The 25,564-nt window shown below is 46.3% G+C and carries 22 protein-coding genes; all 22 read right to left on the bottom strand.

Annotated features, from left to right (window positions below):
* Positions 1 to 101: 101 nt before the first annotated feature.
* Entirely contained in the window at positions 102 to 359 is a 258-nt protein-coding gene (locus tag MY7_RS07360; RefSeq protein WP_003154150.1) for a DUF3243 domain-containing protein, read from the bottom strand.
* A gap of 75 nt (positions 360 to 434) precedes the next feature.
* A complete protein-coding gene (gene ymfI / locus MY7_RS07355) occupies positions 435 to 1,163 on the bottom strand; it encodes an elongation factor P 5-aminopentanone reductase (protein WP_007611507.1) in 729 nt (242 codons plus the stop codon).
* Positions 1,164 to 1,222: 59 nt separating this feature from the next.
* Positions 1,223 to 2,509 carry an EF-P 5-aminopentanol modification-associated protein YfmH gene (yfmH, locus tag MY7_RS07350; protein WP_007611496.1) on the bottom strand — a complete coding sequence of 429 codons (1,287 nt, stop codon included), beginning with the start codon at positions 2,507 to 2,509 and terminating at the stop codon, positions 1,223 to 1,225.
* A complete protein-coding gene (gene yfmF, locus MY7_RS07345; RefSeq protein WP_007611492.1) occupies positions 2,506 to 3,786 on the bottom strand; it encodes an EF-P 5-aminopentanol modification-associated protein YfmF in 1,281 nt (426 codons plus the stop codon). Before yfmF ends, yfmH begins: the two co-directional genes overlap by 4 nt.
* Before the next feature lie 151 nt (positions 3,787 to 3,937).
* Positions 3,938 to 7,057, bottom strand: coding sequence for an MMPL family transporter (locus MY7_RS07340; protein ID WP_007611490.1), 3,120 nt, complete (start codon positions 7,055 to 7,057; stop codon positions 3,938 to 3,940).
* Entirely contained in the window at positions 7,057 to 7,512 is a 456-nt protein-coding gene (locus MY7_RS07335; RefSeq protein WP_003154157.1) for a MarR family winged helix-turn-helix transcriptional regulator, read from the bottom strand. The genes MY7_RS07340 and MY7_RS07335 overlap by 1 nt, the downstream gene beginning before the upstream one ends.
* A gap of 106 nt (positions 7,513 to 7,618) precedes the next feature.
* Entirely contained in the window at positions 7,619 to 8,848 is a 1,230-nt protein-coding gene (locus MY7_RS07330; protein WP_017417794.1) for an MFS transporter, read from the bottom strand.
* Positions 8,849 to 8,959: 111 nt separating this feature from the next.
* Positions 8,960 to 9,685 carry a GntR family transcriptional regulator gene (locus tag MY7_RS07325; RefSeq protein WP_007409813.1) on the bottom strand — a complete coding sequence of 242 codons (726 nt, stop codon included), beginning with the start codon at positions 9,683 to 9,685 and terminating at the stop codon, positions 8,960 to 8,962.
* A 124-nt stretch (positions 9,686 to 9,809) separates the two neighbouring features.
* A complete protein-coding gene (locus MY7_RS07320; protein WP_029325911.1) occupies positions 9,810 to 12,170 on the bottom strand; it encodes an FtsK/SpoIIIE family DNA translocase in 2,361 nt (786 codons plus the stop codon).
* Positions 12,171 to 12,304: 134 nt separating this feature from the next.
* Positions 12,305 to 12,514, bottom strand: a complete 210-nt coding sequence (locus MY7_RS07315) for a YlzJ-like family protein (protein ID WP_003154161.1) — start codon at positions 12,512 to 12,514, stop codon at positions 12,305 to 12,307.
* Positions 12,511 to 13,248 (bottom strand): ClpP family protease, encoded by a 738-nt coding sequence (locus tag MY7_RS07310; RefSeq protein WP_003154162.1) that lies wholly within the window; start codon positions 13,246 to 13,248, stop codon positions 12,511 to 12,513. Before MY7_RS07310 ends, MY7_RS07315 begins: the two co-directional genes overlap by 4 nt.
* A 115-nt stretch (positions 13,249 to 13,363) precedes the next feature.
* Positions 13,364 to 15,031 (bottom strand): ribonuclease J2, encoded by a 1,668-nt coding sequence (gene rnjB / locus MY7_RS07305; protein WP_012117573.1) that lies wholly within the window; start codon positions 15,029 to 15,031, stop codon positions 13,364 to 13,366.
* Positions 15,032 to 15,209: 178 nt separating this feature from the next.
* A complete protein-coding gene (gene dapA / locus MY7_RS07300; RefSeq protein ID WP_003154166.1) occupies positions 15,210 to 16,079 on the bottom strand; it encodes a 4-hydroxy-tetrahydrodipicolinate synthase in 870 nt (289 codons plus the stop codon).
* 30 nt (positions 16,080 to 16,109) lie between these two features.
* Positions 16,110 to 17,324: an aspartate kinase gene (gene dapG / locus MY7_RS07295; protein WP_003154168.1), complete on the bottom strand. Its 1,215-nt coding sequence runs from the start codon at positions 17,322 to 17,324 to the stop codon at positions 16,110 to 16,112.
* A gap of 88 nt (positions 17,325 to 17,412) precedes the next feature.
* Complete coding sequence (gene asd, locus MY7_RS07290; protein ID WP_007611475.1) at positions 17,413 to 18,453, bottom strand: aspartate-semialdehyde dehydrogenase; 1,041 nt, start codon at positions 18,451 to 18,453, stop codon at positions 17,413 to 17,415.
* Positions 18,454 to 18,587: 134 nt separating this feature from the next.
* Positions 18,588 to 19,178, bottom strand: coding sequence for a dipicolinate synthase subunit B (dpaB, locus tag MY7_RS07285; protein WP_007409809.1), 591 nt, complete (start codon positions 19,176 to 19,178; stop codon positions 18,588 to 18,590).
* Between the two features lie 2 nt (positions 19,179 to 19,180).
* Positions 19,181 to 20,071 (bottom strand): dipicolinic acid synthetase subunit A, encoded by an 891-nt coding sequence (gene dpaA / locus MY7_RS07280; RefSeq protein WP_007611473.1) that lies wholly within the window; start codon positions 20,069 to 20,071, stop codon positions 19,181 to 19,183.
* Positions 20,072 to 20,227: 156 nt separating this feature from the next.
* On the bottom strand, positions 20,228 to 20,485 hold the full coding sequence (locus MY7_RS07275) for a YlmC/YmxH family sporulation protein (RefSeq protein WP_003154176.1): 258 nt from the start codon (positions 20,483 to 20,485) through the stop codon (positions 20,228 to 20,230).
* A 78-nt stretch (positions 20,486 to 20,563) separates the two neighbouring features.
* On the bottom strand, positions 20,564 to 21,799 hold the full coding sequence (locus tag MY7_RS07270; RefSeq protein ID WP_007611472.1) for a M16 family metallopeptidase: 1,236 nt from the start codon (positions 21,797 to 21,799) through the stop codon (positions 20,564 to 20,566).
* A 38-nt stretch (positions 21,800 to 21,837) separates the two neighbouring features.
* The gene (locus MY7_RS07265; protein ID WP_007611470.1) at positions 21,838 to 22,797 is read right to left on the bottom strand and encodes a polysaccharide deacetylase family protein; all 960 of its coding nucleotides are present in this window, start codon (positions 22,795 to 22,797) and stop codon (positions 21,838 to 21,840) included.
* A gap of 112 nt (positions 22,798 to 22,909) precedes the next feature.
* Positions 22,910 to 25,033, bottom strand: coding sequence for a polyribonucleotide nucleotidyltransferase (gene pnp / locus MY7_RS07260; RefSeq protein ID WP_007611468.1), 2,124 nt, complete (start codon positions 25,031 to 25,033; stop codon positions 22,910 to 22,912).
* 174 nt (positions 25,034 to 25,207) lie between these two features.
* Positions 25,208 to 25,477, bottom strand: coding sequence for a 30S ribosomal protein S15 (rpsO, locus tag MY7_RS07255; protein ID WP_003154182.1), 270 nt, complete (start codon positions 25,475 to 25,477; stop codon positions 25,208 to 25,210).
* Positions 25,478 to 25,564 lie beyond the last annotated feature (87 nt).

Below are 25,564 nucleotides of genomic sequence, written 5' to 3'. Positions count from 1 at the left end.
ATTTTTACCTTCCTTTATCATAAAACATTTTTCTCTAATTAGAAAGAAGAATGTTGCTCTATAGAGGAAAACATAAAAAAAGAGAGGAGAAATCCCCCCTCTTAATGAGTGCTGTTATTTTCAACAAGCTTCACCATCATATTTGCGATGGCGCGCTGTTCATCTTCAGAAGCAACGCTCCAAAGATCAGCAAGCACTTTTTCCTGATGGTTTTTCGAGTCGACTTCGTTCGCAAGGTAACCGCCGATTTCTGTAGCGAGGTCAGTGATCGTTTCATCACTCATCCCTTTTTCCTGCGCATAGTTCAATCTGTCGCCAAGGAAATTCTTCCAATTATCCCAGTTTTCTAATACTGACATGTTGGGTTCCTCCATTTCATCTGTTGTTACAAAATTATTTTGTCCGTACAGATGCAAACTATACACACATTTTTTTCAGCAGTGCCAGCCGCCGTTTACGGATAATATATGCCCCGTAATATAGGAAGCCTTTTCCGATAATAAAAAGACCGCCGCTTCGGCGATTTCCTCCGGCTTTGCCAGCCGGCCCGCGGGAATTTCCTCTGCCAACGCTTCTTTTTCATCAGACGTGAACTGATCAAGCATATTTGTATCAACGGCGCCCGGCGAGACTCCATTCACGCGGACGCCGCTCGGAGCAAGCTCTTTGGCAAGCGCTTTGACGAACGAATGCTGCGCTCCCTTGACCATGCTGTATAATACCTCGCACGATGCCCCTGTTTCTCCCCAGACGGAACCGATCGCGACGATGCCGCCGCTTTTTTTCCGTATCATGCCGGGCACCAGATTACGCGCCAAAAGAAACGGACTCGTCACATGCAGCTGCACCATCTCCCGCGCCGTGTCATCCGTAACGTCCGTAATCAGGCCGAAATGACTTTTGCCGCTGTTTAATATCAGAGCGTCCACAGGCTGCTTAACGGAACGGCTGAGTGTCTCCGCGCCATCCGGTGAGGACAGATCCGCCTGAATAACGGAGGCTTTTACGCCGAATGATGCGCTCAGCCTTTCCGCAAGCCTGTGTGCGGTTTCCTTATTAGAATGATAATGCAAGAGGACGTCATACCCGTTTTTTGCGAGGACTTCACTTATACTTTGTCCGATTCCGCCGCTTGCTCCGGTTACGAGCGCTGTCTGTTTCATCAATCAATACTCCTTCTTTCCCCAGACAAACATCCCTCAGGGCGTGAGGGATGTTTTTGTTATGATTTTGGCACGACTTTGCAGACTGTCAGCCTGTCTTCTGATATTTCTTCCTTAATGACCCGCTTTACGTCTTCCAGCGTAATCTGCTCCAGTACGGTTACGACATCAAACAGACTCATATCTAAAAAGGCGTAGCGTGTGAATTGGTTGGCGATATATTCAGGCGAATTGAGCGCTTTTAAGAATGACCCGATCTTCTTTTTTCTCGCAAGGTCAAGTTTTTCCGCAGTCACGGCTGATTCCGCATCAAGCAGCATGTGTTTTAATTCGTCAGCGAGCTTATCCGGCTCCGGTGTATCTCCGCCGACAGAGGCAAAACCGAATCCGTATTCAGCCGTGTAATCAAAGCTGAAGGTTTCATCAATGTAGCCTTTGTCGTACAAGTCACCGTAATGCGGTGAGCTTTTTCCGAAGAGACATTCAAGCATGAGGTTCATGCTGAGCTCGTGCTTCAACAGCTCCCGCCCCGTTTTATAAGGGTCTTTCGCCTTTAAACCGACAAGACATTTTGAGCCTTGCACGTTCATTTTTAACTCCTGCTCCCGGCGGAAGACCGCTTCCTGCTCCTGAACTTCTTCACGTTTGATTTCAGGCTGGTCTGTAAACGGCTTTTTCTCCTGGTTTTTCCGCACCTGGCTGATGACCGCTTCAGGATCTACGGGACCGACGATAAAGAGCAGCATATTGCTCGGGTGATAAAACGTTTCGTAGCACTCATACAGCAGATCTTTCGTAATATGTGAGATGCTCTCCACCGTTCCGGCAATGTCAATTTTCACGGGGTGGTCTTTATACATATTTTCGATAAGGCCGAAAAACAGCCGCCAATCCGGATTATCATCATACATATTGATTTCCTGGCCGATGATGCCTTTTTCTTTTTCAACTGATTTTTCCGTGAAATACGGGTCCTGAACAAAATCCACGAGTGTTTCCAGGTTTTTCTCCACATTAGAAGTGCTGGAGAACAGATAAGCGGTTCGTGTAAATGATGTAAAGGCATTTGCCGACGCCCCCTGCTTACTGAAGTCCTGAAACACGTCGCCGTCCGCTTTTTCAAACAGTTTATGCTCCAGAAAATGCGCGATTCCGTCAGGGACGTGTACCATTTCTTCCTTATTTAAAGGAACGAATTGATTGTCAATGGAACCGTACTTTGTCGTAAACACGGCGTATGTTTTATTAAAGCCCTGTTTCGGCAGCACATAGACATCAAGGCCGTTTGCCATTTTTTCATGATACAGCGTTTCCTGAAGCTGTTCGAAGTTTATCGGTTTAGTCAAGATGCTCCCCCCGTCCCTTTTAAGAAATAAGTCGTATCCAGCTTAATGTTCTTTCCGACATTGATAATGTCCTCTTTTGTCACTTTCTCGATATTATCAAGGAATCTTTCGATCGGTATCTCTACTTGGGCTGAGGCCTGCTGATACAGAAATTCCGCTAAACCGTATGCCGTATCAATGGTTTCTAATACTTGATTTTTAATAACGGCTTTCGTTTGGGCGATATCATCTTCTGAAAAGTCACCGTTTTGCATAGCCTGAAACTGTTCTTCAATGATGGTGACGGCCTGCTTGTAATTTTTCACCTCAATGCCCGACATGACCATCAAAAGCCCTTTGAAGCTTTCCACCCTTGAGGCTGCATAATAGGCGAGGCTCGCTTTTTCACGGACATTTATAAACAGCTTTGAATGAGAGAAACCTCCGAACAGCCCGTTAAACACCTGCAATGCAGGATAATCCGGATCTGTATATGTCGTATTGGTCCGGAATCCGATATTCAGCTTGCCCTGCTTGACGTCCTCTTCATCAATGACTTCCTTCGGATCGGGCTGTTCATTCGCCGCGCTTCTTTCAAAAGGCTTCAGCTCCCGTTCTTCCGTTTTAAAATACGTATCAACGGCCGTTTTCACCTGATCTGTATCAACATCGCCGATGACGTACAGGTCCAGCTGATCTTCGCGTATGGCTTTTTGATAGGCTTCATACAAATCTTGCGGTGTAATGTGTTCAACATCATCGAACTCGCCGTTGACGTGAAGGGCATACGGTTCGCTTTTGCACATTTCCTGAACGAGACGCAGATTAGAATATCTCATCTTATCATCATATACGGCCTGAATCCGCTGTTTCAGCGTCCGTTTTTCCTGCGTGACATAAAGGGGCAGGAAGGCGCCGTTTTCCAAAGCGGGCGAAAAGACAAGCTCTGATAAAAGCTGAAGGCCTTTTTCCAATAACGGTGTGCGGTCCTTCAGATACTTTTCATTAGGAATCTCAAGCCTGAACGTAATGACATGACGTTCTCCCTTTTTTGTCAGATCAGCTGAAACGGATGTGCCGTACAGCTCATCAAAATAAGACCGCAGATCAGCGGTTTTCGGGCGGCTTTCTGTTCCGCGCAGAAGCACATGCGGAAACAGCGCTCTTTTTGTTACGAGCTCTTTCGTTAAAGGAGCCAGCATTTTAAACGTCAGCGAAACGGTTTTAAATTTCTCGGTCTTTACGATGTGGGCGGTGATCCCGCCGTGCTTTGACTTCATTTCATTTACGTAAGTCATGTGAAACCTCCTTCGTTCATTCTTTCATAGTATGTATTATGACCAAATTTCAGCATTCGCAAAAATGAGTGCGCAGATGTAATTATATCAACTGGAGGATTTATAAGGAAACAAAAAACCTCTGCCCGAAAACAGGCAGAGGCATTGAACGTTATTTTTTCAAATTGAAAGGCCACCAGTTGGCTCTTCCGAATATTTTCACCATGACCGGTACAAAAAACGGAAGGACCACAATTGCGTACATGAGAAGGCCTGTTAATACCACGGTTGCAATCTGTAATAAGGAAAGAACGCCTGACGGCAGCATGGCCGCAAAGGTTCCCGCTAAAATAATCGCCGCAGAAATGATGACGGAACCCATATTTTTCATACTGCTGATCATTGCGGGTTCCGTTCCTTCTTTTTTAAGCTCATTAAAACGGTCCATTAAAAAGATGGAATAATCCACGCCTAGAGCCATCAAAATGACAAAGCCGAAGAACGGCACGGCCCAGTTTACGCCCGGATACCCGAAGAAGTGTGTAAAGATGTATTCCGTTACGCCGATGGATGCGAAATACGTCAGTACGAGCGACGCCACTAAATAAACAGGCATAATGAGGGAGCGCAGCATCACGATGAGAATCAGAAAAATTCCCGCCAACATAAACATTGCCGTCCGTTTGAAGTCTGAATCCGATACTTCCTTCAGATCGGCATTCATGCTGGAGACTCCCGAAACGCCGAAGGAAGCATTCTTCAGATCCGTGTTCGGAATGGCCCTTTTTACGCTCGCTTTGATCGCTTGAATATCTTGAACGGCCGTATTTGAGTAAGGATTATTATCAAGAACGACGGTCAATTCTGTCGTTTTTCTGTCATCTGACATGTACGTATTAAACACGCTTGTGAAATCACTGTTTGTCAACGCGTCTTTCGGCACAAACCAGCCTGTCATTTCTTTGTCTGACGCCTTGTGAAGCTCACCCAGGTAATCATTCGCCCCCATCATGCCGCTTGATACTTTCTTAAGCCCTTTTACACTGTCGTTAAGGCCGGAAGAAAGATCGCTGAGCCGGGAAGAAAAATCACCGAGACCGCTCTTCATTTTTTTCTGGCCCTCCGCCAGCTGTCCTGCCGCCGATTCAAGGCGCGGCATTTGTCCTGCGAGAGCCCCCTGTCCGTATGACACTTGCTGCAGACCGTTTTCAATACTGGTCAGACCGTTGATCATTGCGTTAATTTGAGTGTCAATCTTCTTCTGAGCGACTGCCAGTCGGGCAAATTGTTTTTCCGCTTGCTGCAGATGAGCCTTTTGACTGTCGACCTGTTTAGAAAAAGCTTCTGCATCCGCGTTTGCCTTGGAAACGGCTGACTGTACACCCGTAAAGGCCGATTTGATTTCTTGGTAAGAGGGATCGGTTTTGACTGACGGTATTGACGCTTCCAATTTTGCAAACGGCAGCCGGGCAAGCTGATTGTTCAAATCGGCAAGCTGTCTGCTGGCTTCATCTTTCATCGGCAGGACGGTTTTTACCAATTTTAAAGCGTTTTGCGTTTCTGAAGCGAGACCGCTGTTTTGTTTGAGCTGTGAAGTCAGCATTTGTTTTTGCTCTTCAATCCGCTTTCTCATCTGGGCGACGCCGGCTTTATTTCCGTTCACGCCAGCCTGCAGTTTATTCAGGTTTTCTCCTATATCAGAAAGCCCGGATTTCAGAGACAATGTTCCGTCAATAAGCTGATTGACGCTTTTCCCCGACTCTTCGATCTGCGGCTGTGAATCAGCTAACGACTTTGCGGCATGCCCTAATCCGTCCGTGATTTTTTCAAGTCCCGTATTGCCTTTATCAAGTCCTTCTTGAAGCTGCTTTGCCTGATTTGTGACAAATAATTGATTCAATCCGTTTCCAGCAGGGCGCGTGGCGCTTCTGACCGTTTTTACACCCTCTGTTTTTTCAAGTTCTCTGCTGATTTTTTCGATATCAATCAGGTGTTTTTCGGTATTTAATGTCTCATCATTTTTGATGACGACTGTGGCCGGAAGAAGTTCTCCCGGGCCGAATGCGCTTGAAATCGTATTAAACGCGCGGACGGATTCATATTTATCCCCGATTTCGTCAAGACTGTTGTAAGACAGCGACCCTTTGTAAAGAAGGATAGGCGGGACGGTGAATACCGCAACGATTGCAAGACTGATGAGCGGCCTTTTAAATGAAAACCGTCCTGACGTTTCCCATGCTTTGCTTTGAGGATGGGAAATATCGCCCTTCACAGGCCAAAACAGTCTTTTTCCTAAAACAGCCATAAAAAACGGCACGATCGTCATGAGCGCAAGCAGCAGCACCGCGACACCGACCGCAACGGCGGCTGCCGACTGATACAGCTTAAATGTCGCAAATCCGATGCAGGCAAATCCGATCAGCACTGCACCGCCGCTGTACAAAACCGTCTTTCCGGCCGTTTTGTAGGTGACGACGATCGCTTCTCTTATATCAGCGCCATGCGACAGTTCTTCTTTAAACCGGCTGAGAAGCAGAATGCAGTAGTCTGTACCGATTCCGAACATAATCGCAACCATAAAAATCTGAGTAAAAGTTGAGAGCGGAAAATTCAGTTGATCGACTAAAAATGCGACAATCGACTGGCTGACTAAATAAGATATCAATACTGATAAAAGCGGTACAAACGGAGCGACCACTGACCGAAATACAAGAATCAGCACGATCAGGATAAAGGCAACCGTTATATATTCAGTCTTTTTTAAGCCGTCCTGCGAGCTTTTTAACACATCTTCGTCGATCAGCGACTGGCCTGTAATGCCGTATGATACGCCGTACGGTTTCAGCTCTTTATCAATTTTATTTTTTATTTCGAGGATATCGTTTTTGGATGTATCAAGCTGCAGCTGAACGAGCATCGTTTGTCTGTCTTTTGAAAGCAGCTGTTTTTTGATGTCGTCATTTTTCTCCCCGAAGTATGAAGTCACCGTTTTAATCTGAAGCGCTTTTTTCTGTTCAGACAAAGTGCTGACGGCTTCTTCCAGACGATCTTTTTTGTCTGTCATTAAGCCTTTTTCGTGAAATACGATGACGGCAGAAGAAGACGGTGCATCTGAATCAGACATTTCATCAAGCAATTCATGGGCGTAAGAAGAGGAATACCCGTCCGGTACGGAAATCTGCCCTTTCTCCCGTGTCAATTCAGCCATATCAGGCGCTGTAAGCATAAATATCACCGTTGCGGCGACCCATACCGCGGCGATGATCCAGCGAGCTCGGATAATGTTTTTCATTATGTCTGCTGATCCTCCTCTGTCATCATCAATCGATATAATTTTTCATATGTATTAACGAACATCTCCGCCTCGTCTTCATCAAAATACATAATATATGAACGGACGAGTTCCTCAATCCGCCGCTCCACACGGTGAAATACTTCCGTCCCCTTTTCCGTGACATTTAAAAGTATGCTCCGGCGGTCGCTTTGGCTGCGTTCTCTATTGATGTAGCCTTTTTCATACAGGCGGTTCGTCATAGATGTAATGGCGCTTTTATTGACGTGGCACACCGCGGCCAGTTCAATTGATTTGCAATCCGGATTGAGCATAATATAGCGGAGGATGTAATATTGATCCAATGTCAGCTCTTTGTTCACTTTTTCAGCGATAATGCTGTCAATTTTTTTTAAGACGTGCAGGTATACATCGGAATAACGCTGAATCAGCTGCTTTACTTTTTCTTCATGCACCTTTTCCCCCTCCTTCCGATAGTTAAAATGTTTAACTATTAAAAAGGATAACGACTTGACGGTATCATGTCAATCTTCAAAATAAAATAAAAAAAGACAGTGCAGATTACACCGTCTTTAATGATTCCTTTTTTTCTTTTGCTTGTGATGAGATATTTAACAGCGCTAAAAATACAGACACAATGCCACAAAAAGCGGATAAAATAAAAATCAGCCAGCCTGCATTTGACATCAGGGCAGCAAAGATCGGCGGTCCCGCCGCTACTCCGATAAACCGCATGCTGTTATAAAATGAGGTGATGGTTCCCGATTCCTCGTTGTCTACGCCTTCTGTGATGACAGCGTCTAAAGCCGGCAATGCCATTCCGATACCGATACCGCTGACACACAAAAAGATAAATAATAAATAAAAACTGTGATTCCACCATAGGCCGATAAACGACAGTGTCACGGCACTCATTCCGAAAACGATGCAAAACTTCATTTTGCCTTGGTCTTTTCCGATTTTTCGGCCTGATATATATGAACTGACGGATAGAAATAAAAGCGGGATTGCCAAAAGCGCTCCTTTAGCCACACCGTCAATGCCGTATTTCTTCTCCAGTGAGTCTGATAAATAAAAAAGAACCCCGAACAGCAAAAACATAATCACGCAGCCGATGATAAAAACCGTAAAGAGCCAGCGTCCGTCACGCTTAAATATGCGGCCGACATTTTTCACAAATTCGGAAATAGAAGGCGCTTCTTTTTGTTCCTCCGGCTTTGCCACCAAAAACAATACGAGAAAAAAACTGATGAGCGAAAAAAACGGAATGAACCAAAACGGCATAAACCAAAACCATGCAGCCAAGAGCGAACCGAGAATCGGGCTTATTACTTTCCCGGCAGTGTTAGACGTCTCAATATCGCCGAGCCCCGCGGTAATCCGCTCATCATCCCCTTTGAATAAATCACCGATAAACGGCATCACTACAGGAGCCGCCCCTGCCGAACCGATTCCCTGCAGCACCCGCCCCGCCAAGATAATGGGATAAGGATGCTTGAACGCGGTGGAAGCTATCGCGGCAAGCGCTCCGCCCGCACCGGCTATGAGAAGACAAGGCAGAAGAACCTTTTTTCTTCCGAATTTATCGGACAGATATCCGGCAATCGGAATACAAATAATCGCCACAATCGAATAGACCGTTATAATTAACGATACTTGAAAAGACGATATGGACAGCTTCTTTTCAATCATCGGAAGCACAGGAATCAGCATGGAATTCCCGAGTGTCATCACGAGCGGTACAGAAGCCAGAGCAATGATATTTTTCGTTCCATTTTTCTTCTTACTCAACTTATTCACCCATTCACTATACTTGGTTGTTTCCTGTTTTATTGTGCCTTGCAGAAAACAAAGTATGTACTGAAACGGCAAATAAAAAAACAGACACATGACGCGTCTGTCTTAAAAACGTTTTCTTACAACATGAAAACTGAACTTATCAGCCCGGAAATAATTTAATGAATACAGCACAGGTTCATCATTCTGATTATAGTGGGTTTGCTTCAGCAATAAAAGCGCCGTCTCCGGCTCGCATTCCAAAACCGGTGAAATCGTATCGTGATATCCGATCGGTTCGATATCAGCAACGGCATAGCTGATCACAGACCCGGAGTTTTTTTCCAAAAGATCGAAAATAGACTCCTGTTCATGACAGAAAGAATTCGGCAGAATGTGCATCGGAATCGTATCTAAACAGTAAACGACCGGAGTGCCGCTTGCCGTTCTCACGCGTTCCAAATAAAAAAGCTCCTGCTCAGGCTCAAGCCGGAATCTAGCGATATCTTCATCAGACGGCGTGATGACCTGAGACGACAAAAAAATCGTACCCGGCACCATGTTCGCCTGCTGAATCGTTTTCGTCACGCTGTTGAGCTGTTCAATACCTGAAAGAAACAGCGGTTTTGTATGGACGAAAGTGCCCACACCGTGCCTTCTGATAATCACATGCTCCTCTTCAAGGATACGCAAAGCTTCACGCAGAGTTGCCCGGCTGACACCCATTGATTTTGAAAGCTCAAATTCAGAAGGAAGCTTTTCCTTTTCGGTGTAAATTCCGTTTTGTATATCCTCTTTGATTCGCTCAATCACTTTTAGATACAAGTGACGATTGTCAGCTTTTGTAGACATGTTTCCCCTCCGTAAACCACTTTCATAAATTATTGAACAATTGGGACAACTATATCATGTTTTAATAAAAAAATAAATAGGAATGATTTTGGTGATAACATTTTCAGTGAAAACTCTCTCCTTTTTAAGAAGAGAGCTCATCATATTGTTCCTTAGATAATAGTACTTCCCTCGGTTTGCTTCCTTCATACGGCCCGACGACGCCCCGTTCCTCCATTGCGTCAATCAGACGGGCAGCTCTCGTATATCCGATTCTGAACCGCCTTTGAAGCATGGAGACTGATGCCGTCTGCATGCCGATAATCAAATCGACCGCTTCGTCATAGAGATCATCCGTTACTTCACTGTGTGTTTCCGAAACTTCTTCCGGAATCATCTCTTCTTGGTACTGCGCTTTTTGCTGCGTAATGACATGATCGACGACATGCTCAACCTCTTCATCGGATAAAAATGCCCCTTGCACACGCACCGGCTTATTTGCGCCTACAGGCAGAAACAGCATGTCTCCGCGCCCCAGAAGCTTTTCAGCGCCGCCCATGTCTAAAATTGTCCGTGAATCGGTCTGAGATGAGACACTGAAGGCAATTCTTGATGGAATGTTGGCTTTAATAACACCGGTAATAACGTCAACTGAAGGCCTCTGTGTCGCGATAATCAAATGAATTCCCGCCGCCCGCGCCATCTGTGAAAGTCTCGTAATTGAATCTTCCACGTCGGAAGAAGCGACCATCATCAGATCGGCAAGCTCGTCAACGATGACGACGATGTACGGCAGCTCAGGCTGCTTGACTTCTTCTTCGGCATTTGACCGCTTAATATGGTCGTTATAGCCTTCTATATTTCTCGTACCCGTATGGGAGAACAGCTCATAGCGGCGCTCCATCTCATTGACGACCTTTTTCAAAGCCTGCGAGGCCTTTTTCGGATCTGTCACGACCGGCGCAAGCAGATGAGGAATGCCGTTATACACATTCAGCTCAACCATTTTCGGGTCAATCATCATCATCTTCACTTCATGCGGTTTGGCCCTCATCAGAATGCTCGTAATAATACCGTTGACACAGACGCTTTTTCCGCTTCCCGTTGCCCCCGCTACGAGCAGGTGGGGCATTTTGTTCAGTTCGGCAAGCACGGCTTCCCCGGAAATATTTCGTCCCAAGCCGATCAGAAGCTTCGCGTCCGGCTTGTCATTGAGCTTGGATTCAAGCACTTCTTTTAACGAAACCATCGCAACTTCAGCATTGGGCACCTCGATGCCGATTGCCGATTTACCCGGAATCGGCGCTTCGATCCGGATATCCTTCGCGGCAAGCGCGAGCGCGAGGTCATCGCTCAGATTCACGATTTTACTGACTTTGACCCCGACGTCCGGATACACTTCATATTTTGTGACCGCCGGACCGAGATGAACCTGCGTCACTTTCGCCTTTACGCCGAAGCTTTGAAAAGTCCGCTCGAGTTTTCTTGCATTCTCGTAAATGTTTTTCTTATCGGTCTGCTGGCCGGTATGTTTCGGGTCAGCCAGTATGTCCAATGAAGGCATTTGATAATCTTTATTTTCAAGCTCTGTAAACGTCATCGGCGGAGCCGCAGCCGTTTCGCTACTGTCTTGAGCGCCGCCGGAAGGCTCATCTTTTGGCGCTTGTGCCGTCTCCTGCGTTTTTTCCGGAATCAGCGGTTCGGCGTGCTCTTCCTGACGGTCTGAAAAGCTTGAAATAATCGGCTCTGAATGGATGATCGGCGAAATGATTTCCTCATCCTCTTCCTCCGGTTCAGGCTCTTCTTTTTTCTTTTGAACCCGTTTTTGTTTTTTGCCCGATTTTGTTTTTGTTTTCGGCGAAGACATATTCGTTCTGACCGTCTTCATATCCTCAAGAAATGCCTGCCACTGGCCGCGGATAAACCGGCCGACGGGGCTCGTCCACTTTTTGAGCGTTTCCTGCAGTGAACGCCCTGTTACAAGAATCAGCCCCATTAAGATCAGCACGATCGCCATGATTTGTGAACCCGTTGATGCAAATAAAAAGTGGGAAGCTGCAAACAGTACCGCGCCGATCATGCCGCCGCCCAAATCAGGGGAAGCAGCCTGCTGTTTCATGTCAATCATAAACAGCTCCCACGTGTTGCCGATGACACTTGCCGACCGAATCGACCCGTGATGAGACAGATTTTTAAAGAGCTGCACGTGAGACAGCAGCAATATACTGGCGATAATACAGTACAACCCTGCCTTTCTTCTCGTTAAAAGGCTTGGACTCTTCTTTTTCCAAAACAGCGAAATTCCGAGAAGGAAGAGCGCAATTAAACATAAAATAAACCACTCTCCGGCAAAAAAACGGAACAAGTACACAAATGTCTGTCCCACAACGCCGAGCTGCAAAACAGCAATAATTGAGATTGCAACACAGAGCAGTCCGCTTAGTTCGTATTTTAGATTGAGCTTACTCTCTTGTTTCTTTTTAGATTTCCGTTTTTTCTTTGCCACACTCATCACCTTACTGCGTTAAAAAATGTAAAATCATACATCATGAAGAAAAGCAGCCTTTTGCCGGCTGCATTTTTCTGTAGGATTCCCCTATTATAGCATATTTTGCCCCCGAGAAACGGACTGAATGCCGGTTAGATTTTCAGCTTGATTTTTTGTCCCGGAGCGATGTCCGGATTCAGAAAATCCATCGGGTTCGTACTTAAAATCTGTACGACTTCGGCTTCATTTCCCTTCATCTCAACTAGCAGCGGCACACCGGCGTAATCTACCTGTTCATGCACGCTTTGCTCTATATCCTGACCGTAAACGACTTCTTGGGGCATGACGGTATAAAGGATCATTGAATCATCCTTCCTTCCTCGCCCTTTCGTTCCTCAATCAGCTGATTCAGCTTTTTTATCGCCTGTCCGACGCCGCCCACGGCATCAATTAATCCGTAATCAGCCGCATCTTTGCCGACTACGTTCGTTCCGATGTCCCTGGTTAAGTTTCCTTTTGAAAACATCAGCTCTTTGAATTTTTCTTCGGAAATATTTGAATGATGGGTCACAAAGTTGACGACCCGCTCCTGCATTTTATCCAGGTATTCAAATGTTTGCGGAACGCCGATAACCAGACCTGTAAGCCGAACGGGGTGTATGGTCATAGTCGCTGTTTCCGCGATAAAACTATGATCACATGACACGGCGATCGGCACACCTATCGAGTGGCCCCCGCCGAGTACGATTGAAACGGTCGGTTTTGATAAGGATGCGAGCATTTCCGCAATCGCAAGCCCCGCTTCCACATCGCCTCCGACGGTGTTTAAGATGATCAGAAGTCCTTCGATTTTCGGATTTTGCTCAATCGCGACGATTTGCGGAATGACGTGTTCATATTTGGTTGTTTTATTTTGCGGCGGGAGCTGGACATGCCCCTCAATTTGGCCGATGATCGTCAGGCAGTGAATATTGGTATCTTGGGACATTTGCGGCAGAGATGTCTCTCCCAGCTGCTGAATTTTGCTCATAATGCTGTCTTTCGCATCTGATTTTTCGGGCTGCTGTTCTTCGGTGTTTTCCATACGATGATCCATTTTATCTTTCACCCTTTCCGAATGTCTCTTTGTATTATGAACAAAGATGATGATTTCCATCCGGGACATGAACAAAAACACAGCCGGAGCATCATGCGCTCCGGCTGTGTATACATTATACTTCCATAATGATCGGAATGATCATCGGCTTGCGTTTTGTTTTTTCATAAAGGAATTGATTCAGCGCATCACGCATTGCCTGTTTCAGCGTGGACCATTCTACGGCAGATGTTTCCGTCGCTTCAGTCACGATAGAGCGGACGAGCTCAGTAGCTTGTACAATTAAACCTTCTGATTCTCTGACATACACGAAACCGCGCGTAATGATCTCAGGACCTGATACGAGGTTCTTTTTCTGCTTATCGAGTGAGATCACGACGATGAGAATGCCGTCTTGTGATAATAAGCGGCGGTCTCTCAGCACGATGTTGCCGATGTCGCCGACTCCGAGGCCGTCAATCAGAACGTTTCCGTACGTGACTTTATCGCCGATTTTCACATTCTGTCCGCGGAATTCAACGACGTCACCTTTTTCAATCAAGAAAATGTCGCTGCGTTTCATGCCGATCTCTTCAGCGATTTTGGAATGCGCTTTTTGCATTCTGAATTCACCGTTAACCGGAATTAAATATTTCGGTTTCAGCAAATTAAGCATGAGTTTCAATTCTTCCTGCGAACCGTGACCGGACACATGCACGCGTTTTTGGGCGAAAATGACTTGAGCGCCGGCTCGGGCAAGCAGGTTGACGGTTTTAGAATATATCAATTCATGCCCCGGAATCGGTGTTGATGCAATGACAACGGTGTCTCCTTCTTCAATGTTAAGCTGCTTGTGCGCCTGCTTGGCCATCCGCGTAAGAGCGGCCAGCGGCTCACCATGGCTTCCGGCTGTAACAATTGCCACTTCCCGCTTCGGATATTTTTTCACATCCTGCACAGGAATAAACATTTCATCTTCGGCTTCAATATAGCCGAGCTTGCGCCCCAGCTGAAGCACGTTTTGCAGATTTTTTCCGGCGATTGCAAGTTTGCGGCCGTTCTGGACGGCAGCCTGTATCACTTGCTGGATCCGGTTGATATTAGACGCGAATACAGCAATGATGACACGGTTTTCTGAATTGTTCATCGCATCGGCAATTTCACCGCTTACATATGCTTCTGACGGAGTATACCCCGGGCGCTCCGCATTGGCGCTGTCAGAAAGCAGGGCGAGCACGCCGCTGTTTCCGATTTTGGCAATTTCGCCAATATCACATGATTGGTGATAAGCAGGCGTCTGGTCAAATTTGAAGTCTCCCGTGCATACAATAGAGCCAAGTGATGTTTTGAAGCTGACTCCCACTGAATCCGGAATGCTGTGAATCGTTTTAAAGAACGATACTTTCGTTGATTCAAATGTAATGACTGATTTAGAATGAACTTCACGCAAATCAGCTTTTCGATTATGCCCGTACTGCTTGAGTTTTTCTCTCAGTAATGCAAGCGTAAGCTTCGTTCCGTATACGGGCACCGACAGCTTGTTCAATAAATAAAAGACGCCCCCGATGTTTTCATCGTGCCCGTGTGTCAGAAAGATGGCCTTCACGCGGTCAGCCCGTTCTACTAAGTAGGAAATATCCGGAATGACGACATCAATACCGAGCATTTCATTTTCAGGGTGCATCAGCCCTGCATCCACTACAAATATGTCTGAGTCAATTTCAATGACATATAGGTTCTTCCCAATTTCTCCAACGCCGCCAAGGGCGATAATTCTGACGTTTTCTGTATTTTTCTTTTTCAAAATCTGTATCCTCCTAGTCTCATACCCGTCCATCATCACTTGTTCCTATTATAACTGATATCAATTTTAGAAAACAAGAAGAAGCGGAAGGTTTAGGGAAAACCAATATGTATACAAAACGGTCAAACTCACGATAAAAATGAGAATGACCGCGTATTTTAACTGTATAAATTTTTTCTTACAGTTCGCTGATGACGCTGCTCAGGCTCAGACGTTCATCTTCATTCAGCGGGATAAGAGGAAGACGCACAGATCCGACATCAAGGCCTTTCAGCTGTAGCGCCGTTTTGACCGGAGCCGGATTAGGCGCTTTAAAGAGCTCCTTCATGATCGGCAGAAGCTTCTGATGAATCAGTGCCGCGGTTGCCGTCTGCCCATTCGTATAGTTTTTAATCATCTGCTGCATGTCAGAACCTACGATATGGCTGGCCACTGACACGACTCCTCTTCCGCCGACTGCGAGAATAGGAAGCGTTAACCCGTCATCACCTGAATAGACGTAAAAATCTTCCGGTGTTTCGGCAATGATTTTCGTAATGGCATCAAGATCGCCGCTCGCTTCTTTAATCGCAGAGATATTCGGAATCTCCGCAAGTCTGATGGCCGTTTCCGGCGCAAGCGAAGCGACCGTTCTGCCCGGCACGTTGTAAAGCATCACAGGAAGAGACGTTTCTTCAGCTATGGCTTTAAAATGACGGTACATCCCCTCTTGGGAAGGCTTATTATAATACGGCGTGACAAGCATAACGCAATCGACGCCGGCTTCTTCAGCTTTTTTTGTCAGTTTAATGGAGTCTTTCGTATTGTTGCTTCCCGTACCCGCAATAACAGGCACGCGTCCGTTCACTTCTTTGACTGTAAATTCAAAGAGTGCAATTTTTTCTTCCGTTGAAAGTGTCGGAGATTCACCGGTCGTGCCTGCGACGACTAAAGAATCCGTGCCGTTTTTCAACAAATAGTCGATTAATGTAGACAGTTTTTGAAAGTCTACATTCCCTTTACTGTCAAAGGGGGTAATCATCGCTGTAGATATATTTCCGACATTCATTTTTTTCACCTCATCATGATTCAATCACATTTACTTTGAAAGTTCAAACACTTCATGCAGCGCATTTACGGCCGTTACCATATCTTTTTCATGAACGAGCACCCAGATCGTCGTATGGCTGTCGGCAGATTGCAGAATCGGAATGCCTTTATCAGAAAGTGCGGAGACGATTTTTGACGTGACACCCGGAACACCCATTATCCCGGCGCCGACCGCTGACACTTTCGCACAGCTCTCCGTCACTGTCGGTTCATATCCTAATTCAGCCAAAATGCTGCGCGCGGCTTCCGTTTTACTGCCGGCTACGGTATATACGATTTCACTCGGCGTAATGTTAAAGAAATCTACGCTGATTCCGGCATTTGCCATTGCTTTAAAGACTTCAGTCTGAACGTTGTATTGCCCCATTTTGGCGGGAACCTTAAATTGCGTCACATCTTTCACATGGGCGATCCCTGTAATCAGCCGTTCGAATACATCGCTGCCGATGTTAGACGAATGATGGGACGTCACCAAAGTGCCTTTGTCTTTTGAATAAGTGGAGCGCACGCGGATCGGCACCTTTGCCTGCATGGCGATTTCCACCGCGCGCGGATGAATGACTTTCGCGCCTTGATAGGCAAGGTTGCAGATTTCCGTATATGTGACGTTCGGAAGCGGCTTAGCATTTTCCACGATTCTCGGATCGGCTGTCATAACGCCTTCCACGTCCGTAAAAATGTCGATAAATTCAGCATCAACCGCCGCGCCGAGCGCCGCTGCTGAAGTATCGCTTCCTCCTCTGCCGATCGTCGTCGTGTCGCCTTTTTCAGTCGCTCCCTGAAATCCCGCGACAACGACAGCGTCATGGCTGGCGAGTGCAGCGAAAAGCCGCTCTGTTTTCATTTCTATAATTTTGGCGTCAGTATGCTGGGCATTGGTTAAAAAGCCGGCCTGGGCTCCTGTTAAAGCTGCGGCTTTTATGCCGTTTTCCTTCAGCATGCTGGAAAAAACAACGGACGAAATCGTTTCTCCGCAAGACAGAAGCATATCCTGCTCTCTCGGAGAAATGTCGGACTGGCTGCCGTAAAGGAGCCCGATTAAAGAATCTGTCGCGTACGGGTCTCCTTTTCTTCCCATCGCCGATACGACAACGACAACTTTATAACCTTCACTGATGGCATCTTTAATGTGTGCTAGCGCAAGCTTGCGGCCTTTGTCATCTTTTACGGATGTTCCGCCGAATTTTTGAACAATGATCTTCACTATTTTCACTCCAAATTAGTCTGACGTAACAGAAGAGAGCAGGCAGAGCCTTACTCTCTTCTGTTCGCCTATAGAAAATACGTTTGTTTTATACGAGGTTCAGTTTTTGCAGGCTTTCCGCGATTTGGACTGAGTTCCAAGCGGCGCCTTTTAACAGGTTATCAGAAACAACCCACAAATGAAAACCGTTTGCTCTGTCCAAATCTTTACGGATTCTTCCTACAAATACATCGCGTTTGCCGACGCAATCAGCAGGCATCGGGTAAAGCTGCTCCGCCGGATCATCCTGAAGCGTAACACCCGGAGCTTCTTTTAAAAGCTGTTTCATATCTTCAACGGTTGCGTCATCACGGTCAAGCTCAATGTAAACAGATTCTGAGTGCCCTGTTTCAATCGGCAGTCTGACACATGTCGCAGCCACTTCCAGCTTCGGCATATGCATGATTTTTTTCGTTTCATTAATCATTTTCATTTCCTCAAACGTATAGCCGTTGTCTTGGAATTTATCAATTTGCGGAATGGCGTTAAATGCGATTTGATAATGCTTTTTGTCGCCTTTAACCGGCATAATGGACGGTTCTGCGGGTTCATTGTTTAAAATCGCCTTTGTCTGGCTGTACAATTCCTTCGCCGCTTCATTGCCGGCCCCGGACACAGCTTGGTAAGTAGATACAATGACTTTATTCAAACCGTACGCTTTGCGGATCGGTTCAAGCGCAGCCACCATCTGAATCGTTGAACAGTTAGGGTTGGCGATAATGCCGTTATGTTTGTGCAGATCACCTTCGTTCACCTCAGGCACCACGAGCGGTGTATTTTCGTCCATCCGGAATGCGCTGGTATTGTCAATCACGATGGCTCCCCGTTTTACAGCCTCAGGCGCCAAGCTTTGTGATACGCTTCCGCCGGCGCTGAATAACGCGATATGGACGCCTTCGAAGCTTTCCGGAACAGCTTCCTGCACTGTATATTCTTCGCCTTTAAACGTTACTTTCGTACCAGCAGAACGCTTTGAGGATAGTAGTGTGAGTGTTTCGATTTCAAAGTTTCTGTCTTCCAGTGTTTTCAGCATTTGCTGTCCTACGGCTCCCGTCGCTCCGACAACTGCTACGTGTAATCCTCTTCCCATCTGTAAAACTCCTTCCGCCAATTAAGCATCATTTGTTGAATTGACTTTGCATTTTACGTTTTATTTTACCATAGAATAGTCACGGATTGACCGAATTTTTTTATTCGGGAATGATTTTCTGTCATCATGATATTTTATTCATGATGGTGTACGAGCACCGGCTGAACCTGCTGGTGCAAAAGAGCTTTTTCTACCGTAATCGGAAGGAGATCCATTCTGGCGACGAGCGATGTCGGTTTTTTCACGTGGTCGTCCTGGCCGAACGGGATGAAATATATGTTTTTTGCGGACATCAGCCTCATTAAATTCGTTCCGTTTAAACCGAGTCCGTCGTTTGTCGAAATTCCGAGCACGACCGGGCGGCCGTTGCGGATCGTGGCTTTCGCAGCCATAAGGACGGGGCTGTCAGTCATCGCATTTGCGAGTTTGCTCATTGAATTTCCGGTTAAGGGGGCGATGACCATGCAGTCGAGCGGAAGTTTCGGCCCGAGAGGCTCCGCTTTTACGATGGAATCAATCGCCTCAAAGCCTGTTGCTTCTTCAATTTTTCTGACCCAATCTCCCCCCTCCCCAAAGCGGGTATCGGTCGATTGAACGGTTGACGTCACGACCGGCCGGACTTCAGCTCCTTGACTGATAAGCGCCTCTATTTGCGGAAAAACTTCCTCATATGTGCAATGCGAGCCGGTTAATCCGAATCCGATTCTTTTCCCTTTCAGAGACATGGTTATTCCCCCTCTTTCTTTAAGTCTGCCAAAAGCTTGCTCAATACGTTCGCAATAATCTGTCCGGCTGTTTTCGGGGCCACAATTCCCGGAAGACCCGGAGCAAGCAGCGCTTTAATGCCTTGTTTTTCAGCATATTTGAAATCCGTTCCGCCCGGACGGGATGCTAAATCCAAAATCAAGGTCTTCGGCGTCATGCGCGATAAAACGCTTTGATTCAGAATCAAGCTCGGTACGGTGTTAATGCAGATATCAATATCATTTACATGTTCAGTAAGCTCTTCAAGCTGAAAAGGAGAAAGCCCCATTTCCATTATACGGGCCAAATGAGCCGAACTCCGCGCGCCCACTTTTACCTTCGCCCCTAACGCCGCAAACGTCCGGGCGATCGTCATACCGGTGCGCCCCATGCCGAGAACGGCGACATTTGATCCGTGAATGGTATAATCCGTATGCTGAATCGCCATCATGATTGTTCCTTCAACAGTGGGAATCGAGTTGAATATCGCGATGTCGTCCCGCTCAAATAATTTCACAAGCTTGCGGCCGGCTTCGCTGGCGATCCCCTCAAGATACGCGTTGGAGATGCCTGAATAAATGACGCAATGCTCCGGTGTCCGCTCAAGATAGCTCTGCTTTAATACCACTTCTTCATTTGAAAAAACCGTGGAAACAACGCCTTCTCCGGTCGTTGCCGATACGGGCAGGATGATACTGTCTATTTTTTGAAAGGGAATCTCATCGATTTTGCATTTGACGGTTCCTGTAAAACCGTCATCCAATTGGTCAAACCCTGCAAGATAAATATCGGCATGCTGTTCTGTCAGCTTTCTTATAATCTCAAGCTGTCTTGCGTCACCGCCAATGATCGCAATTGTCAATCCGGTTAACATCTGAAACGTTCACCTTCTTTACAGTTACTGGATCTTTTAAGTGTCATCCTCATCTTCATCGTATGTGCAAAGAGAAAGGGCGGTGAATGTACAGCGTCTTTTTCATAAAAAAAGCACCGGCTGTATGAGCCGGTGCTTGAAAAAAATGAATAAGATCTACTCTTCGGGAGGCGTGATCTCCCCCGGAACGTCTAAAATGATCATGTCTGACCCGATTTTTTGGATATGGTTCCAGGGGACGCGGATGTCGTGGCCTTGTTTTCGCAATCCGAACCATTTTACCGTCGGTATCAACAGCGCGGTAATTTGTCCGTCCTGTTCATTAATTTCCAAATCGGTCTGGCCGAGCACGCCGAGCCGCTCTGCCCGTTTAATGTCCACAATTTCTTTACCTGACAGTTCACTGAGCCTCATGATAGCCACCCCCTTGTACTATATGACCCGGAGCAAAAAAAAATGCCTGCCCCATATAGAGGCAGACTGCTTTGCCGATTAAGACGAGGCCGGCATATTGCCGGTCGGGCTGATGAGCGATAGTGCGTAATCATCCGTAAATAAGCGGCGGCTGAGGCCGTTGACGCTTTCCAGGCTGACCGCATTTAATTCAGTGATAATTTCATCCATGGTCTTATGCTTTCCGAGCAGGAGTTCGTTTTTCCCGTTCCGGCTCATTTTGCTGTTTGTGCTCTCTAAGCTGAGCATTAAGCTTCCCTTCATTTGCTCTTTGCTGTTTTCCAGCTCTTTCGGGGTGATACCGTCACGTTTTAGAACCGATAACGTTTCCTGAATGGTTTCAGACAGAAGTCCGAGCTGATTCGCGCCGGTGCCTCCGTAAATCGTCAGCATACCGCTGTCTTCATAGGAACTGTGATAGCTGTATACAGAATAGGCCAGTCCTTTATCTTCGCGCACATCCTGGAAAAGACGGCTGCTCATGCTTCCGCCCAGCACGTTGTTTAAGACGATCAAATCGTAAATGTCCGGATCTCCGACTTTCAAGCCTTTGAAACCGAGACAGAGATGCGCCTGTTCGGTGTCTTTTTTTCTGGTCAGCTTTTCATAATGAAACTCAGGCTCGCTGATGCCGCTTGCTTTGCCCTTCGCTTCGTATGTACCGAACCATTTCTCCACGTTTTTAATGAATTGTTCCGTTACATTTCCGGCGACAGAAATGACGACGCGGTCCGGCGTGTAAAAGTCATCCATATGCTGTCTGAGAGAATCGCCGTTAAATGACGAAAGCGTTTCCTCCGTCCCGAGAATCGGGTAGCCGAGCGAATGATTGCCGTATGTCGCTTTGCTCAGCAGATCGTGGACAATGTCATCCGGCGCGTCTTCATACATTTTGATTTCTTCATATACGACGTTCTTTTCTTTCTTGAGCTCTTCTTCGTCAAAAGCAGAATGAAAGAACATATCAGCCAGCACATCAAGTGCGTAGTTTGCATGCTCATCCAGCACTTTGGCGTAATAGCACGTATATTCTTTTGAAGTGAAGGCATTCACTTGGCCGCCTATCCGATCGAAGGATTCTGCGATTTCCCGTGCGGATCTGGTATTTGTTCCTTTAAAAAACATATGTTCAAGAAAGTGCGAAATACCGTTTGTCTCCGGCGTTTCATGACGTGATCCCGTCCCGATCCAGACGCCGATTGCCACAGACCGCACCGTTGGATTATTCTCAAGCACAACTCTTACACCGTTTTGGCATGTATAGCGTTTTATCAAGTCTGTTCCTCCTATTCAAGACAGGCAACTGCCGCCTGCTACTTCATCAGCCTGTTTTCATCCATTAAGTCAGACACTGAGCCGAGCGCGTAGCCTTTTTCTTTGATTTTTGCAATCAGTGTATCCAGGCTTTTCGCAGTCGGATCAGTCGGATGCATTAAAATCATGGCTCCGTTATGTATTTTGCTCAATACCCTTGTTTGTAAAACAGCCGGAGACGGTTTTTGCCAGTCAATGGTGTCCACCGTCCACATGATGGTGCCCATTCCTTTTTCCGCCGCAAGGTCGACCACCGCTTTTCTGAAGCTGCCGCTTGGCGGCGCAAACCATTTCGGCTTTATGCCGAGCGTCTCGCTGATTTGTGCATTGGTTTTGTCAAGCTGTTCGGAAATGCTTCCTGAAGTCAGTTTGCTCATATCAGGGTGATTGTATGAATGATTTCCGATTTCATGTCCGTCTGCCGCTATTTTTTTCCCCAGTTCCTGATTGTTTTTCAGCCATTTCCCTTCAAGAAAGAAAGTTGCTTTGACCTGGTGCTGCTTCAGAATAGGCAGCATTTGCTCCACGTATTCATTTCCCCAGGCGACATTTATCAGGAAAGCGACCATCGGTTTGTCGGGATTTCCTTTATAAATGGGTTCGGGCGCGAGAGAATCAAGATGGACTTTCGGTTTTACCTGCTCATAGACAAGGCCGTCTTCGTAAAATTCTCCGTCCTTTTTCATTTGCTTATAGGATTTTTCCACATTGACTTTTAAACCGTTATATCCCGGTATACTCTTCCATATTTTATCAATCCGCGCGTCTTGCGGCTTCACTTCATATTCTGACGCTTTTTGCAGTAATTCTTCATAGAGCGGATCTTTTGATGCTGACACAGTTACAGCGTCTTTTTTCATTGCGTCTATGTAATCAACTGTATACGGGTTTTTTAACATTTCAAACGAAACAAAAAAAAGAAATAAAAAAACGGCAAACGGCACGAATTTTTTCAACATGTCCTTCCCCCCTCATCACACATTATGTATGAGAAGGACAAGGTAGAACCCGTCTGTTGTCTTTCTCAAAATAAAGAAGCCGGGTCTCCCAGGCTCCTTGTTAGGTTTTCATTTAAGATTGTTGTTGTTCCTGTTCTTTTTCTTTCTCTTCGCGCAGCACTGCTTTACGCGACAGATTCACTCGTCCCTGTTTGTCAATTTCAGTTACCTTCACAAGGATTTCGTCACCGATTTTCACAACATCCTCAACCTTGCCGACTCGTTCGAGCGCTAGTTCAGAGATGTGAACGAGACCGTCTTTTCCGCTGAAGATTTCAACGAAAGCGCCGAATTTCTCAATCCGTTTGACTTTACCAAGGTAAAGCTGGCCGACTTCGACTTCTCTGACAAGATCTTCGATGATTTTTTTCGCTTTTTGGTTGCTGCTTTCATCAGTAGAAGAAATAAAGATAGTGCCGTCTTGTTCAATGTCAATTTTAACACCGGTATCTTCAATGATTTTGTTGATTTGTTTACCGCTCGGTCCGATAACGTCACGGATTTTATCCGGATTAATGTTCATCGTTAAAATTTTCGGCGCATATTGAGAAAGTTCTTTTCTTGATTCACCAAGCGTGCTGAGCATGCTGTTCAAGATTTCCATTCTTCCTTTTTTCGCCTGCTGAAGCGCTTCTTCAAGAATTTCTCTTGAAAGGCCTTCAATTTTAATGTCCATTTGCAGCGCTGTCACGCCTTTTTCCGTGCCGGCTACTTTAAAGTCCATGTCACCGAGGGCGTCTTCCATCCCTTGAATATCCGTTAATACCGTATAGTACTCGCCTGATTTCACAAGTCCCATCGCAATACCCGCAACAGGGGCTTTTATCGGAACACCTGCGTCCATCATGGCAAGCGTGCTCGCGCAAATGCTGGCCTGTGAAGTGGAACCGTTTGATTCAAGCACTTCGGATACGAGGCGGACCGTATACGGGAAGTCTTTTTCATTCGGAATGACCGGCTCAAGCGCACGCTCTCCAAGAGCACCGTGACCGATCTCACGGCGTCCCGGTCCGCGCATCGGGCCTGTTTCCCCTACGCTGAACTGCGGGAAGTTATAATGATGCATAAAGCGTTTTGATTCTTCCACGCCTAAACCGTCAAGAATCTGAACGTCCCCAAGGGCGCCTAATGTACATACGCTGAGCGCCTGCGTCTGTCCTCTCGTAAACAGCCCGGAGCCGTGCGTTCTCGGCAGAAGGCCGACTTCTGAAGAAAGCGGACGGATCTGATCAACACCGCGGCCGTCCGGACGGACTTTTTCTTCTGTGATCAAACGGCGCACTTCGTTTTTCACGAGTTTAGACAGTGTCTGTTTTACTTTTTTAATCGTATCTTCATCATGCTCTTCTTCTTCGAATTTCGCGACAACTGCATTTTTCACTTCATTGATTGCGTCTTCGCGAGCATGTTTTTCGTGAACCTGAATGGCGCTGAGAAGATCCGGCTCCGCAAGGCTTTTTACTTTTTCGCTGAGCTCTTCGTCAATTTCATACAGTTCGATTTCTGTTTTCTCTTTGCCGACTGCTGCGACGATTTCTTCTTGGAATGCGATGAGGCGCTTAATTTCTTCGTGACCGAACATAATCGCCTCAAGCATGATTTCTTCAGGAACTTCATCCGCTCCGGCTTCCACCATGTTGATGGCGTCTTTTGTGCCTGCAACGATGAGGTTGATATCACTTTTTTCAAGCTGGTCAACCGTCGGATTGATAACGAATTTACCGTCAATGCGGCCTACCGTCACACCCGCGATCGGGCCTTCAAACGGAATATCGGAAACGCAAAGAGCGAGTGATGAACCGAACATTGCAGCCATTTCAGATGAGCAGTCCTGATCAACACTCATGACAATGCTGATGACCTGTACTTCGTTACGGAATCCGTCTGCGAAAAGCGGGCGGATCGGACGGTCGATCAGACGGCTGGCTAAAACGGCCTTTTCACTTGGACGGCCTTCTCTTTTAATAAAACCGCCCGGAATTTTACCTACTGCGTATAATCTTTCTTCATAGTTAACGGTAAGCGGAAAAAAATCTAGCGGTTTCGGTTCTTTTGATGCGGTTGCTGTGCTGAGCACTGCAGTATCGCCGTAGCGGACCATGACAGCGCCGTTTGCCTGTTTGGCAAGCTGGCCGGCTTCTACTGTAAGCTGTCTGCCGGCCCAATCTATGGTAAAGACATGTTTCTCTTGTCCCATTCGATTACGAGCTCCTCTCTTAATGTGTGAAATAATCAATTACTCCTATTATGAACGAAATGAATTGAACATATCAATGTCAAAGTAGTATGTAAAAGGATTTCATTGTTTTTTTATCATTATTTTTTTCGCTTTAATACGATAAAAAAGCGGGAATCCTCCCGCTTTTTACGATTATCGACGTAAGCCTAGTTTGTTAATTAACTCACGGTAACGAGTTACGTCTTTATTACGCAGATACGTAAGAAGATTACGACGTTTACCTACCATTTTAAGAAGACCGCGACGTGAGTGGTGATCTTTCTTGTGAGTACGCAAATGCTCGTTCAAGTTGTTAATTGAGTCTGTTAGGATAGCGATCTGAACTTCTGGAGATCCAGTATCAGATTCGTGTGTTTTGAACTCGCTGATGAGTTGATTTTTACGCTCTTGAGTAATTGCCATCCTGTTTCACCTCCATATCATAATTAGCCCCAGTTACCTAGCAACCGTCGGTGACTTCGGATTGCCAAGCAATGGTTTTAAGACTAC

It is taken from the genome of Bacillus sp. 5B6, assembly GCF_000259405.1.
GTDB classification, from domain to species: Bacteria; Bacillota; Bacilli; order Bacillales; family Bacillaceae; genus Bacillus; species Bacillus velezensis.
This window is presented reverse-complemented; position numbering and strand designations above follow the sequence as displayed.

Excerpts from the sequence above, each read along its gene's own strand:
- dapA (WP_003154166.1), bottom strand. The coding sequence starts at position 16,079 with ATGAATGTCGGAAATATATCTACAGCGATGATTACCCCCTTTGACAGT.
- asd (WP_007611475.1), bottom strand. The coding sequence starts at position 18,453 with ATGGGAAGAGGATTACACGTAGCAGTTGTCGGAGCGACGGGAGCCGTA.
- rpsO (WP_003154182.1), bottom strand. The coding sequence starts at position 25,477 with ATGGCAATTACTCAAGAGCGTAAAAATCAACTCATCAGCGAGTTCAAA.
- MY7_RS07265 (WP_007611470.1), bottom strand. The coding sequence starts at position 22,797 with ATGTTGAAAAAATTCGTGCCGTTTGCCGTTTTTTTATTTCTTTTTTTT.
- dpaA (WP_007611473.1), bottom strand. The coding sequence starts at position 20,071 with ATGTTAACCGGATTGACAATTGCGATCATTGGCGGTGACGCAAGACAG.
- dpaB (WP_007409809.1), bottom strand. The coding sequence starts at position 19,178 with ATGTCTCTGAAAGGGAAAAGAATCGGATTCGGATTAACCGGCTCGCAT.
- ymfI (WP_007611507.1), bottom strand. The coding sequence starts at position 1,163 with ATGAAACAGACAGCGCTCGTAACCGGAGCAAGCGGCGGAATCGGACAA.
- pnp (WP_007611468.1), bottom strand. The coding sequence starts at position 25,033 with ATGGGACAAGAGAAACATGTCTTTACCATAGATTGGGCCGGCAGACAG.
- yfmF (WP_007611492.1), bottom strand. The coding sequence starts at position 3,786 with ATGACTTACGTAAATGAAATGAAGTCAAAGCACGGCGGGATCACCGCC.
- MY7_RS07325 (WP_007409813.1), bottom strand. The coding sequence starts at position 9,685 with ATGTCTACAAAAGCTGACAATCGTCACTTGTATCTAAAAGTGATTGAG.
- MY7_RS07310 (WP_003154162.1), bottom strand. The coding sequence starts at position 13,248 with ATGGATCATCGTATGGAAAACACCGAAGAACAGCAGCCCGAAAAATCA.
- MY7_RS07315 (WP_003154161.1), bottom strand. The coding sequence starts at position 12,514 with ATGATCCTTTATACCGTCATGCCCCAAGAAGTCGTTTACGGTCAGGAT.
- MY7_RS07275 (WP_003154176.1), bottom strand. The coding sequence starts at position 20,485 with ATGAGGCTCAGTGAACTGTCAGGTAAAGAAATTGTGGACATTAAACGG.
- MY7_RS07360 (WP_003154150.1), bottom strand. The coding sequence starts at position 359 with ATGTCAGTATTAGAAAACTGGGATAATTGGAAGAATTTCCTTGGCGAC.
- MY7_RS07340 (WP_007611490.1), bottom strand. The coding sequence starts at position 7,057 with ATGAAAAACATTATCCGAGCTCGCTGGATCATCGCCGCGGTATGGGTC.